This window comes from Serratia sp. CY31944 (genome assembly GCF_052169175.1).
Taxonomy (GTDB): domain Bacteria; phylum Pseudomonadota; class Gammaproteobacteria; order Enterobacterales; family Enterobacteriaceae; genus Serratia; species Serratia sarumanii.
In genome coordinates this window covers 85,824-99,361 of sequence record NZ_JBJNLG010000003.1, presented here as the reverse complement: position 1 = coordinate 99,361, position 13,538 = coordinate 85,824, and the positions used below count along the sequence as shown (strand labels likewise).

Annotated in this window: 11 protein-coding genes; 2 read left to right on the top strand and 9 right to left on the bottom strand. The window is 63.8% G+C overall.

What is annotated here, in order from left to right:
* Positions 1-9 precede the first annotated feature (9 nt).
* A complete protein-coding gene (locus tag ACJ8IN_RS04505; protein ID WP_060424098.1) occupies positions 10-1,098 on the bottom strand; it encodes an ABC transporter substrate-binding protein in 1,089 nt (362 codons plus the stop codon).
* Between the two features lie 594 nt (positions 1,099-1,692).
* Between ACJ8IN_RS04505 and brnQ the strand changes: the two genes are divergently transcribed.
* Entirely contained in the window at positions 1,693-3,015 is a 1,323-nt protein-coding gene (gene brnQ / locus ACJ8IN_RS04500) for a branched-chain amino acid transport system II carrier protein (RefSeq protein ID WP_047570604.1), read from the top strand.
* Between the two features lie 69 nt (positions 3,016-3,084).
* Here the strand turns inward: brnQ and tkt are convergent, their stop codons facing one another.
* The gene (gene tkt / locus ACJ8IN_RS04495) at positions 3,085-5,079 is read right to left on the bottom strand and encodes a transketolase (RefSeq protein ID WP_041036605.1); all 1,995 of its coding nucleotides are present in this window, start codon (positions 5,077-5,079) and stop codon (positions 3,085-3,087) included.
* A gap of 238 nt (positions 5,080-5,317) precedes the next feature.
* On the opposite strand from tkt, the gene ACJ8IN_RS04490 reads away from it, so the two are divergent.
* Positions 5,318-6,070: a M48 family metallopeptidase gene (locus ACJ8IN_RS04490; protein WP_033635890.1), complete on the top strand. Its 753-nt coding sequence runs from the start codon at positions 5,318-5,320 to the stop codon at positions 6,068-6,070.
* Positions 6,071-6,111: 41 nt separating this feature from the next.
* On the opposite strand, the gene ACJ8IN_RS04485 is transcribed toward ACJ8IN_RS04490, so the two are convergent.
* From ACJ8IN_RS04485 to ACJ8IN_RS04455, 7 genes are read right to left on the bottom strand one after another with little or no spacing between them, the layout of a single operon-like run.
* Positions 6,112-7,752: a thiamine pyrophosphate-binding protein gene (locus ACJ8IN_RS04485; RefSeq protein ID WP_033654701.1), complete on the bottom strand. Its 1,641-nt coding sequence runs from the start codon at positions 7,750-7,752 to the stop codon at positions 6,112-6,114.
* Positions 7,753-7,804: 52 nt separating this feature from the next.
* A complete protein-coding gene (locus ACJ8IN_RS04480; protein WP_033635892.1) occupies positions 7,805-9,274 on the bottom strand; it encodes an aldehyde dehydrogenase in 1,470 nt (489 codons plus the stop codon).
* 16 nt (positions 9,275-9,290) lie between these two features.
* Complete coding sequence (locus ACJ8IN_RS04475) at positions 9,291-10,085, bottom strand: aspartate dehydrogenase (protein ID WP_033635893.1); 795 nt, start codon at positions 10,083-10,085, stop codon at positions 9,291-9,293.
* Positions 10,086-10,100: 15 nt separating this feature from the next.
* Complete coding sequence (locus tag ACJ8IN_RS04470; RefSeq protein WP_049235414.1) at positions 10,101-10,895, bottom strand: SDR family oxidoreductase; 795 nt, start codon at positions 10,893-10,895, stop codon at positions 10,101-10,103.
* Positions 10,892-11,710, bottom strand: coding sequence for an alpha/beta fold hydrolase (locus ACJ8IN_RS04465; protein WP_308326023.1), 819 nt, complete (start codon positions 11,708-11,710; stop codon positions 10,892-10,894). Before ACJ8IN_RS04465 ends, ACJ8IN_RS04470 begins: the two co-directional genes overlap by 4 nt.
* Complete coding sequence (locus ACJ8IN_RS04460; RefSeq protein WP_004937634.1) at positions 11,710-12,234, bottom strand: cupin domain-containing protein; 525 nt, start codon at positions 12,232-12,234, stop codon at positions 11,710-11,712. The genes ACJ8IN_RS04465 and ACJ8IN_RS04460 overlap by 1 nt, the downstream gene beginning before the upstream one ends.
* 32 nt (positions 12,235-12,266) lie before the next feature.
* Positions 12,267-13,523, bottom strand: coding sequence for an MFS transporter (locus tag ACJ8IN_RS04455; protein ID WP_033635897.1), 1,257 nt, complete (start codon positions 13,521-13,523; stop codon positions 12,267-12,269).
* Positions 13,524-13,538: the final 15 nt, after the last annotated feature.

Sequence of the window (13,538 nt, the reverse complement as noted above, 5' to 3'; positions counted from 1 at the left end):
CAGTCCCTGTTATTTCGCCGCGGCGGCGCGCCACTGTTTGATGTAGTCGAGGCGTTTGGCCGGCTGCAGATATTCCAGCAGGCTGTCGTCGACCGGGATCGGCTTGAGCGCGTTACCCAACAGCTTGGTCATGCCGTCGATGTCGTTCTTGCCTTCGATGTCGTTGCGGATCGAGGGGATATCCGCCTGATTGGCGAGAATACTTTGCCCTTTCTCCGACAGCACGTAGTCGAACCACAGCTTGGCGGCGTTAGGGTTGCCGGCCTCTTTGCTGATGAAGCTCACGCGCGACAGCACCAGGGTATAGTCTTTCGGATAGACGATGCCGAGCGACGGGTCGCTCTTGGCGCGGGCCTCGGCGTACGAACCGAGGATATTGAAGCCGATCAGGTTTTCACCGGAGGAGACGCGCTCCATCATGGTGCCGGTGGAGGATTGCACCGCCAACCCGCCCTTGGCCACGTCGGCCAGCGTTTTTAAGTAGTTGGGATCGGCCTTGAAGTCCTGCACCGACAGCATGAAGCCGACGCCGGATTTTTCGATGTCGTACGTGGTGACTTTCTTCTTGAATTTGTCCGTCTGGCCGGCGATCAGCTTGGCCAGAGCCGCGTGCGAATCCGGCACATCGCCTTGCGGGATCAGGCGTTTGTTATAGATAAACACCACCGGCTCATAGGTGGTGCCATACACTTTATCTTGCCATACCGCCCATTTCGGCAGCTGGGCCTGCTCAGGGGAGGCATACTCCTGCGCGTAATCGCCCGCCAGTTTCAAAATGGTGTCCATCGACGAGCTCCACACCACGTCGCCGCTGGTGCCGCCGGCCGCCTGCTCGCTGATGAAGCGGTTATAGAGTTCGGTGCTGTTCATGTCGTTGTATTCCACCTTGATGCCCGGATACAACGCCTCGAACCCCTGGATCAGCGGCGCCGCCGCCTTGGTGTCGGTGGTCGAGTAAATCACCACCTTGCCTTCTTTCTTCGCGCCGTCGACCCATTTCTGATAGTCGGCGGGGTAGCCCGCCGGGAAGGCCGCATAGGCGGAAACGGAGCCCAGTAAGGTGATTGCAGCTACGGTCGCGCTGATTTTTTTCATCATCATCCATCCCATGATCACATTTAATAAACCAAAAATTAACATATAGTTAATAACTACAACGAGGCAACGGCGTTGCTTTGTTATCTTTCGATTTTGTGAGGCTGGGCGTTTTTTAGCCAACAAAAAAGCCCGGCAGCGCGGGCTTTACGGCACTTTCTGTTGCAGACTATTCGGCCAGGCGAGAGCGCCGCAGCAGGCGAATTCGCTGTACGATGGCGATCTTGGAAGCTTCAGGACAAACGCCGGCATTCAACCCGCGATATGCCGATCTTTTTCACCCGCAAACCGGTCGAAGACGGCCATGTCTCTTTCGCCTATGACTCTTTCAAACCGCATATCGAAATCCCCCTGTCGATAAACAGGGTGGCGCGCGCAAGCTAAAGCCCTGCCGGGCCGGCCGCCATGATCCCTCTATGCGGCCGGTTCACGCCAGGATAAACAGCGCTGGATTAATCAGGTTTTTGTCGCCGAATTATTATATCCTGCCGGACGAAAATTTTGCGGGCGCTCGCGGCCCCCTGCGCCTGCCCTTCTGCGGTTCTCCATCCGCAGCCAGGCCGTTTATTTCATGAATACAGGCAGTGCCATACCGTTATGACCAAGAATTTATCCCCGAAAGACATTATCGCCCTGGGCTTTATGACCTTCGCCCTGTTTGTCGGCGCCGGCAACATCATTTTCCCCCCGCTGGTGGGACTGCAGTCCGGCGAGCATCTGTGGCCGGCCGCCCTCGGGTTTATGGTGACCGCCGTCGCCTTGCCGGTGATCGCCGTGATCGCGCTGGCGCGCGTCGGCGGCAGCATCAGCCTGCTGACCGGCCCCATCGGCCGCACCGCCGGCCTGCTGTTGGCGACCGTCTGCTATCTGGCGCTCGGCCCGCTGTTCGCCACGCCGCGAACCGCCAATGTCTCTTTCGCCCTCGGCATCGCGCCCTTCACCGGCGACGGCGCCCTGCCGCAGTTCATCTACAGCCTGCTGTTCTTTACCCTGGCGATGATCGTCTCGCTGTATCCCGGCCGCTTGCTCGATAACGTCGGCCATATTCTGGCGCCGCTGAAAATTCTGGCGTTGGCCGCGCTCGGCATCGCCGCCCTGGTTTGGCCCGCCGGTGAACCGGTCTCCGCCGTCGGCAGCTATCAGGCAGCGGCGTTTTCCACCGGCTTCGTGCAGGGGTATCAAACCATGGACACGCTGTCGGCGCTGATGTTCGGCTCGATTATCGTCACTGCCGCCCGCTCGCGCGGCGTCAGCGACAGCGGCCTGCTGCTGCGCTACACCCTGTGGGCCAGCCTGATCGCCGGCGTCGGCCTGACGCTGGTCTATATCTGCATGTTCAAGCTCGGCGCCGGCAGCGGCGGCCTGGTCGAGAGTGGCGCTCAGGATGGCGCGGCGATCCTGCACGCCTATGTGCAACACACCTTTGGCGATCTGGGCAGCGTCTTTATGGCGGTACTGATGTTCATCGCCTGCCTGGTGACGGCGGTCGGCATGACCTGCGCCTGTGCGGACTTTTTCTCCCGCTACCTGCCGCTCTCTTACCGCACGCTGGTGGTTATCCTCGCCCTCTTCGCCATGTTGGTCTCCAACATGGGGCTGGCCAATCTGATCCGCGTCTCGCTGCCGGTGCTGACGGCGATCTACCCGCCCTGCATCGCGCTGGTGTTACTCAGCTTCAGCCAGAACCGCTGGCGCAGCGCCAAGCGCGTCTTCGCGCCGGTGATCGCCACCAGCCTGGTGTTTGGCCTCGCCGACGGCCTGAAGGCCTCCAGCTTCAGCGGCCTGCTGCCCGCCTGGTTCGATAAGCTGCCGCTGGCCGAACAAGGTCTGGTCTGGCTGCAGCCTACGCTGCTGGTGCTGTTGCTGGCGGCGGCTTACGACCGGTTGCGCAGCGTCGAAAGCGCCAACGCCGCGTCGTAACCGCGGGTTACGCCCATAAAAAAAGCCGGTCACGATGACCGGCTTTCTTATCGGCTGGCGCCAGGCCGCTTACTTCAGCAGCGCCTGCGCCTTGGCCACCACGTTGTCCACGGTGAAGCCGAACTCGGCGAACAGCTGCTCCGCCGGTGCCGACTCACCGAAGGTGGTCATGCCCACGATGGCGCCGTTCAGCCCCACGTACTTGTACCAGTAGTCCGCGATACCCGCTTCCACCGCCACGCGCGCCGTTACCGCCGCCGGCAGCACCGACTCGCGGTACGCCGCATCCTGCTTGTCGAACGCGTCGGTCGACGGCATCGACACCACGCGCACCTTGCGGCCCGCCGCGGTCAGCTTGTCCGCCGCTTCCACCGTGATGCCCACTTCGGAGCCGGTGGCAATCAGGATGACGTCCGGCGTGCCCGCGCAGTCTTTCAGCACGTAGCCGCCGCGGTACACGTTCGCCAGCTGCTCTGCGGTGCGCGGCTGCTGGGTCAGGTTCTGGCGCGAGAACACCAGCGTGGTCGGGCCGTCGTTGCGCTCGATGCCGTACTGCCACGCCACCGCCGATTCCACCTGGTCACACGGGCGCCAGGTGCTCATGTTCGGGGTCACGCGCAGGCTCGCCAGCTGCTCCACCGGCTGGTGGGTCGGGCCGTCTTCGCCCAGACCGATGGAGTCGTGGGTGTAGACGAACACGTTGCGCAGCTTCATCAGCGCCGCCATGCGCACCGCGTTGCGGGCGTATTCCACGAACATCAGGAAAGTCGCCGAGTACGGCAGGAAGCCGCCGTGCAGCGCGATGCCGTTGGTGATGGCGGTCATGCCGAACTCGCGCACGCCGTAATGAATGTAGTTGCCCGCCGGGTCAACGTTCAGCGCTTTCGAGCCTGACCACATGGTCAGGTTGCTCGGCGCCAGGTCGGCAGAGCCGCCCAGGAACTCCGGCAGCACCTTGCCGAACGCTTCCAGCGCGTTCTGCGACGCCTTGCGGCTGGCGATGTTGGCCGGGTTGGCCTGCAGTTTTTCCACGAACGCCTTGGCGTCGGCTTTCCAGTCGGCCGGCAGCTCGCCGTTCATGCGGCGCTTGAACTCGGCAGCCTGCTCCGGGAAGGCCCTGGCGTAGGCGGCGAATTTGTCGTTCCAGGCCGCTTCTTTGGCCTGACCGGCTTCTTTGGCGTCCCACTGGGCGTAGATGTCCTGCGGGATTTCAAAGGCGGCGTATTTCCAGCCCAGCGCTTCGCGGGTGGCGGCCACTTCGGCGGCGCCCAGCGCGGCGCCGTGCACGTCATGGGTGCCGGCCTTGTTCGGCGAACCGAAGCCGATAACGGTCTTGCACATCAGCAGCGACGGCTTGTCGGTCACCTTGCGGGCTTCTTCAATCGCGGCCTTGATGGCGTCCGGGTTGTGGCCGTCGACGTTGCGCACCACGTGCCAGCCGTAGGCTTCAAAGCGCAGGGCGGTGTCGTCGGTGAACCAGCCGTCGACGTGGCCGTCGATGGAGATGCCGTTGTCATCGTAGAAAGCGGTCAGCTTGCCGAGCTTGAGGGTACCGGCCAGAGAGCAGACTTCGTGCGAGATGCCTTCCATCATGCAGCCGTCGCCCATGAAGGCGTAGGTGTGGTGGTCAACGATGTCGTGGCCCGGGCGGTTGAACTGCGCCGCCAGGGTGCGTTCGGCGATGGCGAAGCCGACGGCGTTGGCGATGCCCTGGCCCAGCGGGCCGGTGGTGGTCTCAACGCCCGGGGTGTAGCCATACTCCGGGTGGCCCGGGGTTTTGGAGTGCAGCTGACGGAAGTTTTCCAGCTCGCGCATCGGCAGGTCATAGCCGGTGAGGTGCAGGAGGCTGTAAATCAACATGGAGCCGTGGCCGTTGGAGAGCACGAAACGGTCGCGGTCAGCCCAGTGCGGGTTAGTCGGGTTGTGGTTGAGGTAGTCACGCCACAGGACTTCGGCGATGTCCGCCATGCCCATAGGGGCACCGGGGTGGCCGGAATTGGCTTTTTGTACGGCGTCCATGCTGAGTGCGCGGATGGCGTTGGCAAGCTCTTTACGAGAGGACATGTTTTACTCCAGGTCGGATAAAAAAAGCAGTCAAGTTCCCTATTTTCTCAGACTCCACATCACAACGGCAATCCCTAATGCCAAATGAGAGCGAGTTCACCACTTATTAGCACGATTGGACGCTTTTTCGGAATAACACTATTCTCGCCCCGGCTGGCGTACACTAGGCTCTTGCAACAAGATTTCCTCCAAGCAAAATGACTTTTTTACCTTGTTACCTTCACAGGAAGATGGCGTTATGAAGATCCGTACCTCTTTGATTGCGTTGGGCATTGCCACCCTGGCAACCGGCTGTCAAAACCTGAATACCGAAACCTTGATGCAGTCCGGCGCGCAGGCGTTCCAGGCGGCGACCCTGAGCAACGACGACGTTAAGGCCCTGAGTGATAAATCCTGCGCCGAGATGGACAGCAAGGCACAAATCGCGCCGGCCGACAGCACCTACGCCAAGCGTCTCAACAAAATCGCCGCAGCGCTGGGCGACAACATCAACGGCACCCCGGCCAACTACAAGGTCTACGTGACCAAAGACGTCAACGCCTGGGCGATGGCCAACGGCTGCATCCGCGTCTACAGCGGCCTGATGGACATGATGAACGACAACGAAGTCGAAGGCGTGCTGGGCCATGAAATGGGCCACGTGGCGCTGGGCCACACCCGCAAGGCGATGCAGGTGGCTTACGGCACCGTGGCGCTGCGCACCGCGGCGTCCTCCGCCGGGGGCGTCATCGGCTCGCTGTCGCAGTCGCAGCTGGCAGACATCGGCGAAAAGCTGGTCAGCGCCCAGTTCTCGCAGAAGCAGGAAAGCGAAGCGGATGATTACTCGTTCGATCTGCTGAAAAAGCGCGGCATCGATCCGAATGGCCTGGCCACCAGCTTCGAAAAACTGGCCCAGATGGAAGCCGGCCGTCAGAGCAGCATGTTCGACGATCACCCGTCTTCCCAAGCGCGCGCTCAGCACATTCGCGATCGCATCGCGGCAGAGAAATAACCACGAGAACGCCCGGCAATCGCCGGGCGTTTTTTATCGTCTCAATACAGCGTCTTCTGCGGCGGCCCGGCGAAGGTCAGCGGCCCGACCTGCTTCATGTCCACCTCGACCACCGACGGCCCCGGGTAGTTGATCGCCTCGGCCAGCACGCCGTTGAACTGCGACGCCGCGTCCACCTTCCAGGCTTTCAACCCCATCGCTTCGGCGATCTGGGTAAAGGCCGGCGTATGCAGCTCGTTGTAATACTGACGCCCGGCGAAGTACTTGTCCTGAATGCCGCGCATCACGCCATAACCGCCGTCGTTCATGATAATCAGGGTGATGTTCACCTGTTCCTGCGCCATGGTCGCCAGCTCGCCCAGGCCCAGCGCCAGACCACCGTCGCCCACCAGCCCCACCACCTTGCGCTGCGGGTTGGCGATCGCGGTGCCGATAGCCATCGGCAGCCCCATACCGATGGCGCCCGCCAGCGAGTGAATGTTGCACAGCGGCGAGATGGCACGGAACAGACGGCTGCCCCAGACGCTGCCGGAAACGGTGATATCGCGTACCAGCAACCCGTCCTGCGGCAGCGCGGCGTCGATGGCATCGTTGAGTTTGGCGTATTCGCCGGACTGCTGGCGCAGCGCGCTCTCCGCCTGCTGCACCGCCCCCGCGATCTCGGCATCCCACTCGGCGTTGACCTTCTCGCCGGGGCTCAGCCGCGCCGCCAGCGCCGCCAGCAGCGCCGCACAGTCGCCGTTGATCTGTTCATCGGCCAGATAGTTGCGGTTGGCCGCCGCCGGATCGATGTCAATCTGCACCAGCGGGCGCGGCAGCGGCAGCGTCCAGGTGCGGGTTTCATTACTGCGCAGGCGCGAACCGGCCACCAGCGTCAGATCGCACTGCGTCAGGATCGCTTCGATGCTCGGTGAGTTATGGAACGCCCGCAGGCTGCGCGGATGGCTGTCCGGCAGAATGCCGCGCCCGTGGGTGCTGGAGATCACCGCTACGCCAGCGTCCGCCAGCTTGCGCACCGCGTCGCCGCAGGCCAAGGCGCCGCCCCCCAACCACAGCAGCGGACGCTTGGCCTGTTTCAGCCGCTGATGCAGCCGTTCCACCGCCGCATCGTCCGCCTTCGGCAGCGGCGCCGGCGCCAACGGCTCGGTCAGCACCGAACGGGAAACCAGGCTGCTTTGAATATCGATCGGGATCTCGACCGCCACCGGGCCGCACGGCACGGTTTGCGCATCCAGGATCGCCCGCTGGATCACCGCCACCGCCTGCTCCGGCGAATTGACCCGGTAAGCGCGTTTGGAGCAGGCGCGCAGGAAGCCGAGCTGATCGCGGGTTTCATGAATAAAACCGGCGTCGGCGTCCAGATAGGCTTTTTCCACCTGGCCGGTGATATGCAGCAGCGGCGTGTTGGCGTTGAGCGCCTCAATCATCGCCCCCACCGCGTTGCCGGCGCCGGCGCCGGTGCTGGTCAACGCCACGCCCAGGCCGGAGAAGCGCCCGTGCGCGTCGGCCATGGTGACCGCCCCCGCTTCGCCGCGCGCCGGCACGAAGCGAATTTTATCGCGCTGCCCCACCGCATCGGCGATCGGCAGATTATGAATCGAAATGATGCCGTACATCGCCGACACCGCGTACTGTTCCAGAGTCCGGGCTATCGCCTCGCCAACCGTGATTTTATCGCTCATCATCTGCCTTCTTAGGGTAGTCGTTATTAGGGTTATGCGTAGAGGTGTCGGCCTAGTCGCTCCAGCGATTCACCTGATGGCTCAGCGCCAGATACACGCTTTTCTGCTGCATGTAGGCCTTGATGCCGTTCAGGCCTTTTTCGCGGCCCAGCCCGCTCTCCTTGAAGCCGCCGAACGGCGTGGAAATCGAGAACGTTTTGTAGGTGTTGACCCAGACGGTGCCGGTTTCCAGCCGCTCCGCCAGCGCCATCGCACGAGGGAAGTCGCGGCTCCAGATGCCGGCCGCCAGGCCGTACACCGAGTCATTGGCCTGTTCAGTCAGCTGTTGTTCGTCGTCGAACGGCAGCGCCACCAGCACCGGGCCGAAGATCTCTTCCTGGCAAACGCGGGCGTCGTTGTTCAAGCCTTCGATAATGGTCGGCAGGTAATAGCTGCCGCTCGCCAGTAGCGGATCGGCCGGCGCTTCGCCGCCGATGATCACCCGGCCGCCCTCCTGCCGCGCCAGCGCCACGTAGTCCGCCACGCTTTGCCGATGTTTGGCGCTGATCAGCGGGCCGAGATGCACGCCCGGCACCAGCGGGTTGCCGATGCGCAGCCCCGCCGTCAGTTCGGTCAAACGCGCCAGCAGCGGCTGATACAGCGAACGATGCACGAACAGCCGCGAACCGGCGATGCACGCCTGGCCGGCGGAGCTGAAGATGCCGTAGCAGATGCCGCGCGCCGCCTGTTCCAGATCGGCGTCCTCCAGCACGATGGTCGGCGATTTGCCCCCCAGCTCCAGCGAGGTGGGGATCAGCTTGTCGGCGGCGATGTGCGCCAAATGGCGCCCGGTACTGGTCCCGCCGGTAAAGGCGATCTTTTTCACCAGCGGATGGCGCGCCAACGCCTCGCCGATCACCGAACCTTTGCCCGGCAACACGCTGAGCAGCCCGGCCGGCAGGCCCGCCTGTTCGAACAGCTCGGCCAGCTTCAGCGCCATCAACGGCGTGGCTTCGGCCGGTTTAAGCACCACCGCGTTGCCCGCCGCCAGCGCCGGCGCCACCTTCTGCATTTCGCTGGCGATCGGCGAGTTCCACGGCGTAATGGCGGCGATCACCCCCATCGGTTGGTACTGGCTGAGCGTCATCACCTCAGCGCTGCGCGGGGTCGGCAACTCGCCTTCCAACACCTCGCAGGCGGCGGCAAAGTAGCGCGCGGTCGCCGCCGCGCTGGCCACCAGCCCACGGGTCTCGGCCAGCGGCTTGCCGTTATCGCGGGTTTGCAGCTCGGCCAACTGCTCCTGCTGCGCCAGGATCAGGTTGCTGACGCGGTAGAGGATCGAGGCGCGTTGATGCGGCACCAGCCCGCGCCATTCCGGCGCGCGCCAGGCGCGCTCCGCCGCTTCCACCGCCTCGTTCACGTCCTCGACGTTGGCGGCGCGCAACCGCGCGTTGACGCTGCCGTCGGCCGGGAATACCGAAGCCATCTCTTCGCCACGCCCTTCACGCCAGCGCCCGGCGACAAAAATATTCAATCGTTCCATGCTCCGCTCCTGCCGTTCAGGCAATAAAACCGCCGTCCACCAGACGGCGGCAGGCTTGTACCGCGCTCAGCGCCGCCAGGGTTGATGTTTTGGGATTGCTCGCCAGCGGGGTACCGCTCAGCTCGATGTGAAATTCGCCAAAGTCGCCGCATACCTGCAGACGATGGGTATTGCGCCGGGTGGCGGGATCGACCTGCAGGCGCACCCGGGTGGCGTCCATCCCCAAGCCGTTGAGCGCAATGGTGGCCGCCACGTTGGCATTGGCCGGAAACAAACGCGCCGCTTCGCGCGCCGAGCCTTCAAAAAATACCTGCGCTTCGCTCACCGCATCGAGGTCGATCAGCTGCTCCGCCGGGCTGCCTCGCCAGCTGGCCGGGCTTTTGCTGGCCTGATAGGTCACGCTCTCCAGCCCGCCTTCGCGCGCCGACGCCAGCCCATCCATCCCCGCCACCGCACCGGACAGCACGATTAGCTGCCCGTGATGGCGGCGGCAAACCTGCTGCAGCCGCTGTTGCAATGCGGCGTCCGCCAGCGCGCCGGTCGAGATCAGCGCCAGCGGCCAACCGCGCTGCAGCACCGCTTCGCCGAACTCCGCCACCGCCTGCTGGCTGGCGCACTCCAGCACCAGATCCGGCCGCTGCAAACACTGCTCGGGATGGGTCAGCGCCTGCACCCGCCCGCCAAAGGCCGCGGCGATCGCCGCATGATGAGCCGCGCGCGCCAGGATCCAACCGACCTCCACGCCTTCCGGCAAACGCGCGATCACTTCCTTCGCCATCGCGCCGTAGCCAATCATCATGATCTTCTTCATCTTCATCGGCCCCTGCTACACATGGCGGTTAAAGCCGCCGGATACGTCCAGCGCCGCGCCGGTGGTAAAGGAAGCCAGCGGCGAAGCGAGGAACAGCAGCGCCTGCGCCGGCTCCTGCGGCTTGCCCAGGCGCTTCATCGGGATGCCGCGCCGTTCGGCGATCGCCGCCGTCCACTGTTCCCAGCTTTGATCTTTATCGCTGCGCTCGTCGAAACGGCGGCGCCACTGGCCTGACTCCACCATCCCCAGCAAGATCGAGTTAACGCGAATGCCTTTGCCCACCAGCTCTTTCGACAGCGTCAGCGTCATGTTGAGCAGCGCGGCGCGCGCCGCCGAGGTGGCGATCATGTGTTCTTCCGGCTGCAGCGCCAGCAGCGAGTTCACGCAGGTGATAGACGCGATCGCCGACCGTTCCAGCGCCGGTAAGAACGCCTGCACCGGGTTGATCACGCCGAACAGCTTCAGCTCGGCCTCATGCAGCCAGGCTTCGCGCGGCGTCTGGTCAAAATGGGCGACGAAGCCCTGACCGGCATTGTTGATCAGCAGATCCACGCCGCCGAAATGCGCCGTCACCTGAGCGGCGAACTGCGCCACCTGCTGCGCGTCCAGCACGTCGCAGCGCAGCGCCAGGATCTCCGCCTGCGGGAAGTCCGCACGCAGGCTGGCCTCCGCGCCGGCCAGTTTGTCCGGATCGCGGCCGCAGAACGCCACCTTCGCCCCTTCGGCCAGCAGCAGCTTCAGGGTTTCGAAACCGATGCCCGACGAGCCGCCGGTCACCACCGCCACCCGGTTTTCAAGCTGAAAATTCATCGTTGGATTGCTCCCGTAAAGTCCCGCAGATAGCGGTTGAAACACGCCGGCGCGTCGAGGTAGCTGGCATGGCCGGCGGCGGCGATCAAACGCAGCGTCGCGTCCTGCTCACGCGCCAGCTCGGCCGCCTTCTCCGGCGGCGTAATGCGATCCTGCTCACCGCACCAGACTTCCAGCGGGCCGCGATAGCGCGCCAGATAGCGGCCGATCTCGTCGTTGGCCAGCATCCAGGCGGCTCTCAGAAAGCCGTCGGGATCGAGCTGCTGCATGCCGTTGCGCACCCAGGCGATGTTCTGCGGATCCGCCCCTTCACGCAGCAAGGCCGCCGCCCGCTGCTCGCCGTAGCCCACCGGCCCCAGCGTCTCTATCATCTGTTGGCGCTGGCCATAGACCTGCCGGCGTTTTTCCTCCGGCGCCGCGGCATAGCCCTGCGCCGGATCCGCCAACGCCAATCCGCATAACCCGTCCGGATAGCCGGCGGCATAGGCGCTGCCGATCAGCGCCCCCAGCGAATGGCCGACGATCAGCGGCTGCGCCAGCTGCAGCTCATCTATCAGCGCCGCCAACGCCGCCGCATAACCGGCGGCATCGGCCTGCGGATCCGCCAACGGCAGGCTGCCGCCGTAGCCCGGCGCGTCCCACGCCAACAGACGGTGGCCATCCGTCAGGCCGCTATCGTTGAGCTGCTTGACCCACGAGGCCGATCCGGAGCTGATGCCGTGCAGCAACACCACCGGCCGCCCCTGCCCGGCCTCGCGCCAGCTCAGGGTATACGCCCCGCAGCGCGCCCGTTGGCGTTGCGCCAGGCCATTCATCAGTTGCGCTTCACTTTGGATAGCGGATGATCCGCCGGATAGGTTGGGATCTCCGGCTTGGCGGTGCCGAGCATCACGCACATCAGCGCCTCTTCCTCACCGTGGTTGAACAGGCCGCGATATACCCCCGCCGGCACCGAGATCAGATCGCGCTCTTTCAGCCTGGTCTCGTAATACTCTTCCCCATCCTGAATCATCAGCGTGATGCTGCCTTTCAGCATGAAGAACACTTCCTCCACGTCGTCGTGCAGGTGCAGCGGGCCCTCGCACTTCGACGGCAGCACCATGGTGGAGAAGGTGAAGTTGCCCGCCGGAATGGTGTTGGCGTCGCTGGCCACGCCGGTAGCGCCGGTACCGATGTAGCGCATCTGCGCGCGGCGGTATTTCGGGTCAAAGTCGGCCTGGAATTTCAGCGCGTTCCAGTCGTATTTACGGCCTTCGAAACGGGCGATGCGCGACTCCACCCAGTTTTCCATCGACAGATCCTGCGGCTTAACGCCGGCTTTGTTCTCAACCTGAGACATGTTGTCACTCCTCTGTTGAATCGATTGATTAATCAGTACTTTCTCAGTAACGGCAGCAGAATGAGGCAGCCGACGAAAGCCATCACCACCAGGAACAGCAGGCCGTTATCCATATTGCCGGTAGCGGCGATCAACGCCCCCATCAGCACCGGCGCCAGCGCGCCGGCAAAATTGCCCAACCCGTTGAAGATGCCGCCGGCGGTGGCGCTGACCTTGCTGCTGGTCGCCTTCGCCAACAGCGCGAAAATATTCGGCGCGCCGGCGCCCCACATAAAGGTGCTGAAGGCCATGGCGGCGATTACGCTGTAGGTGCCCTGCAGGTGCAGCACCACCGCCAGACCGAGGCCGGCGCCGCACAGCGACAGGAAACAGGCCAGCGCGCGCCGATCCAGCTTGTCCGACAGCCAGGCGCCCAGCACTTCGCCGAGCAGCATGGCGATGAACGGCAGCGAAGAGAGGTAACCGGCATGCTCCAGATGAATGCCTTTCCCCTTGATCAGATAGCTCGGCAACCAGCCGTTCATGCCCCACAGGTAGGTCAGGAAGGCGATGTTGAACAGGCAGATCATCCAAAAGTGCGGGCTGCGCAGCAGCTCGCGGCGATGCTGTTTGCGTTCGGACACCGCCGGCTTGGTTGCTGCCGCCGGGCGCGCGACGTTCAGGTGGCGCATGCCGAACAGCACCAGCAACATCACCGGCAGCGTCAGAAACGCCATAAAGAAGAAGGTGGCCTGCCAGTCGAAGGTATTGAGGATGTACAGGGTGACCGGGAAGCCAAGCGCGGCGCCCAGCGGCGTGCCGAGCAGCCACAGCATGGTGGCGCGCGCCTGCAGCTGCGGCGGGAAGGCCTGACGAATAATGGCGTAGGCCATCGGCAGCAGCGGCCCTTCGGCGATGCCGAGCAGAATGCGCAGCGTCATCATGGCGTGGTAGGAACGCGTCATCCCCATCAACACCATCAGCACGCCCCACACCACCATCATGCCAATCAATACCTTGACCGGATTAAGCCGATCGCCGATGCCGCTGAGCAGCATCGAGGAAATGCCGTAGGAGAACAGAAACGCGCTCATCAGCAAACCCAGCCGCGCCGGGTCAAACCCGATGCCCAACGCCTGCTGAAACTCACTATCGGAAAACAGCGCCGCGATGCTGATCTTGTCGAAAAACGCCAGCAGCACGCAGGCGAACAGCGCGATCGGCACCGACCAGCGCACCCGCTGCTGCGGATTTTCGGCAACGGCTTCCCCCGCCCGTCCAGCGCGGGCGTCAATGTCTTGCGTAGTCATAAAACGCTCCCGAGG

Coding starts and splice junctions, on each gene's coding strand:
- ACJ8IN_RS04465 (WP_308326023.1), bottom strand. CDS start 11,710: ATGAATGGCCTGGCGCAACGCCAACGGGCGCGCTGCGGGGCGTATACC.
- ACJ8IN_RS04485 (WP_033654701.1), bottom strand. CDS start 7,752: ATGAGCGATAAAATCACGGTTGGCGAGGCGATAGCCCGGACTCTGGAA.
- ACJ8IN_RS04490 (WP_033635890.1), top strand. CDS start 5,318: ATGAAGATCCGTACCTCTTTGATTGCGTTGGGCATTGCCACCCTGGCA.
- ACJ8IN_RS04475 (WP_033635893.1), bottom strand. CDS start 10,085: ATGAAGAAGATCATGATGATTGGCTACGGCGCGATGGCGAAGGAAGTG.
- tkt (WP_041036605.1), bottom strand. CDS start 5,079: ATGTCCTCTCGTAAAGAGCTTGCCAACGCCATCCGCGCACTCAGCATG.
- ACJ8IN_RS04455 (WP_033635897.1), bottom strand. CDS start 13,523: ATGACTACGCAAGACATTGACGCCCGCGCTGGACGGGCGGGGGAAGCC.
- brnQ (WP_047570604.1), top strand. CDS start 1,693: ATGACCAAGAATTTATCCCCGAAAGACATTATCGCCCTGGGCTTTATG.
- ACJ8IN_RS04470 (WP_049235414.1), bottom strand. CDS start 10,895: ATGAATTTTCAGCTTGAAAACCGGGTGGCGGTGGTGACCGGCGGCTCG.
- ACJ8IN_RS04480 (WP_033635892.1), bottom strand. CDS start 9,274: ATGGAACGATTGAATATTTTTGTCGCCGGGCGCTGGCGTGAAGGGCGT.
- ACJ8IN_RS04460 (WP_004937634.1), bottom strand. CDS start 12,234: ATGTCTCAGGTTGAGAACAAAGCCGGCGTTAAGCCGCAGGATCTGTCG.
- ACJ8IN_RS04505 (WP_060424098.1), bottom strand. CDS start 1,098: ATGATGAAAAAAATCAGCGCGACCGTAGCTGCAATCACCTTACTGGGC.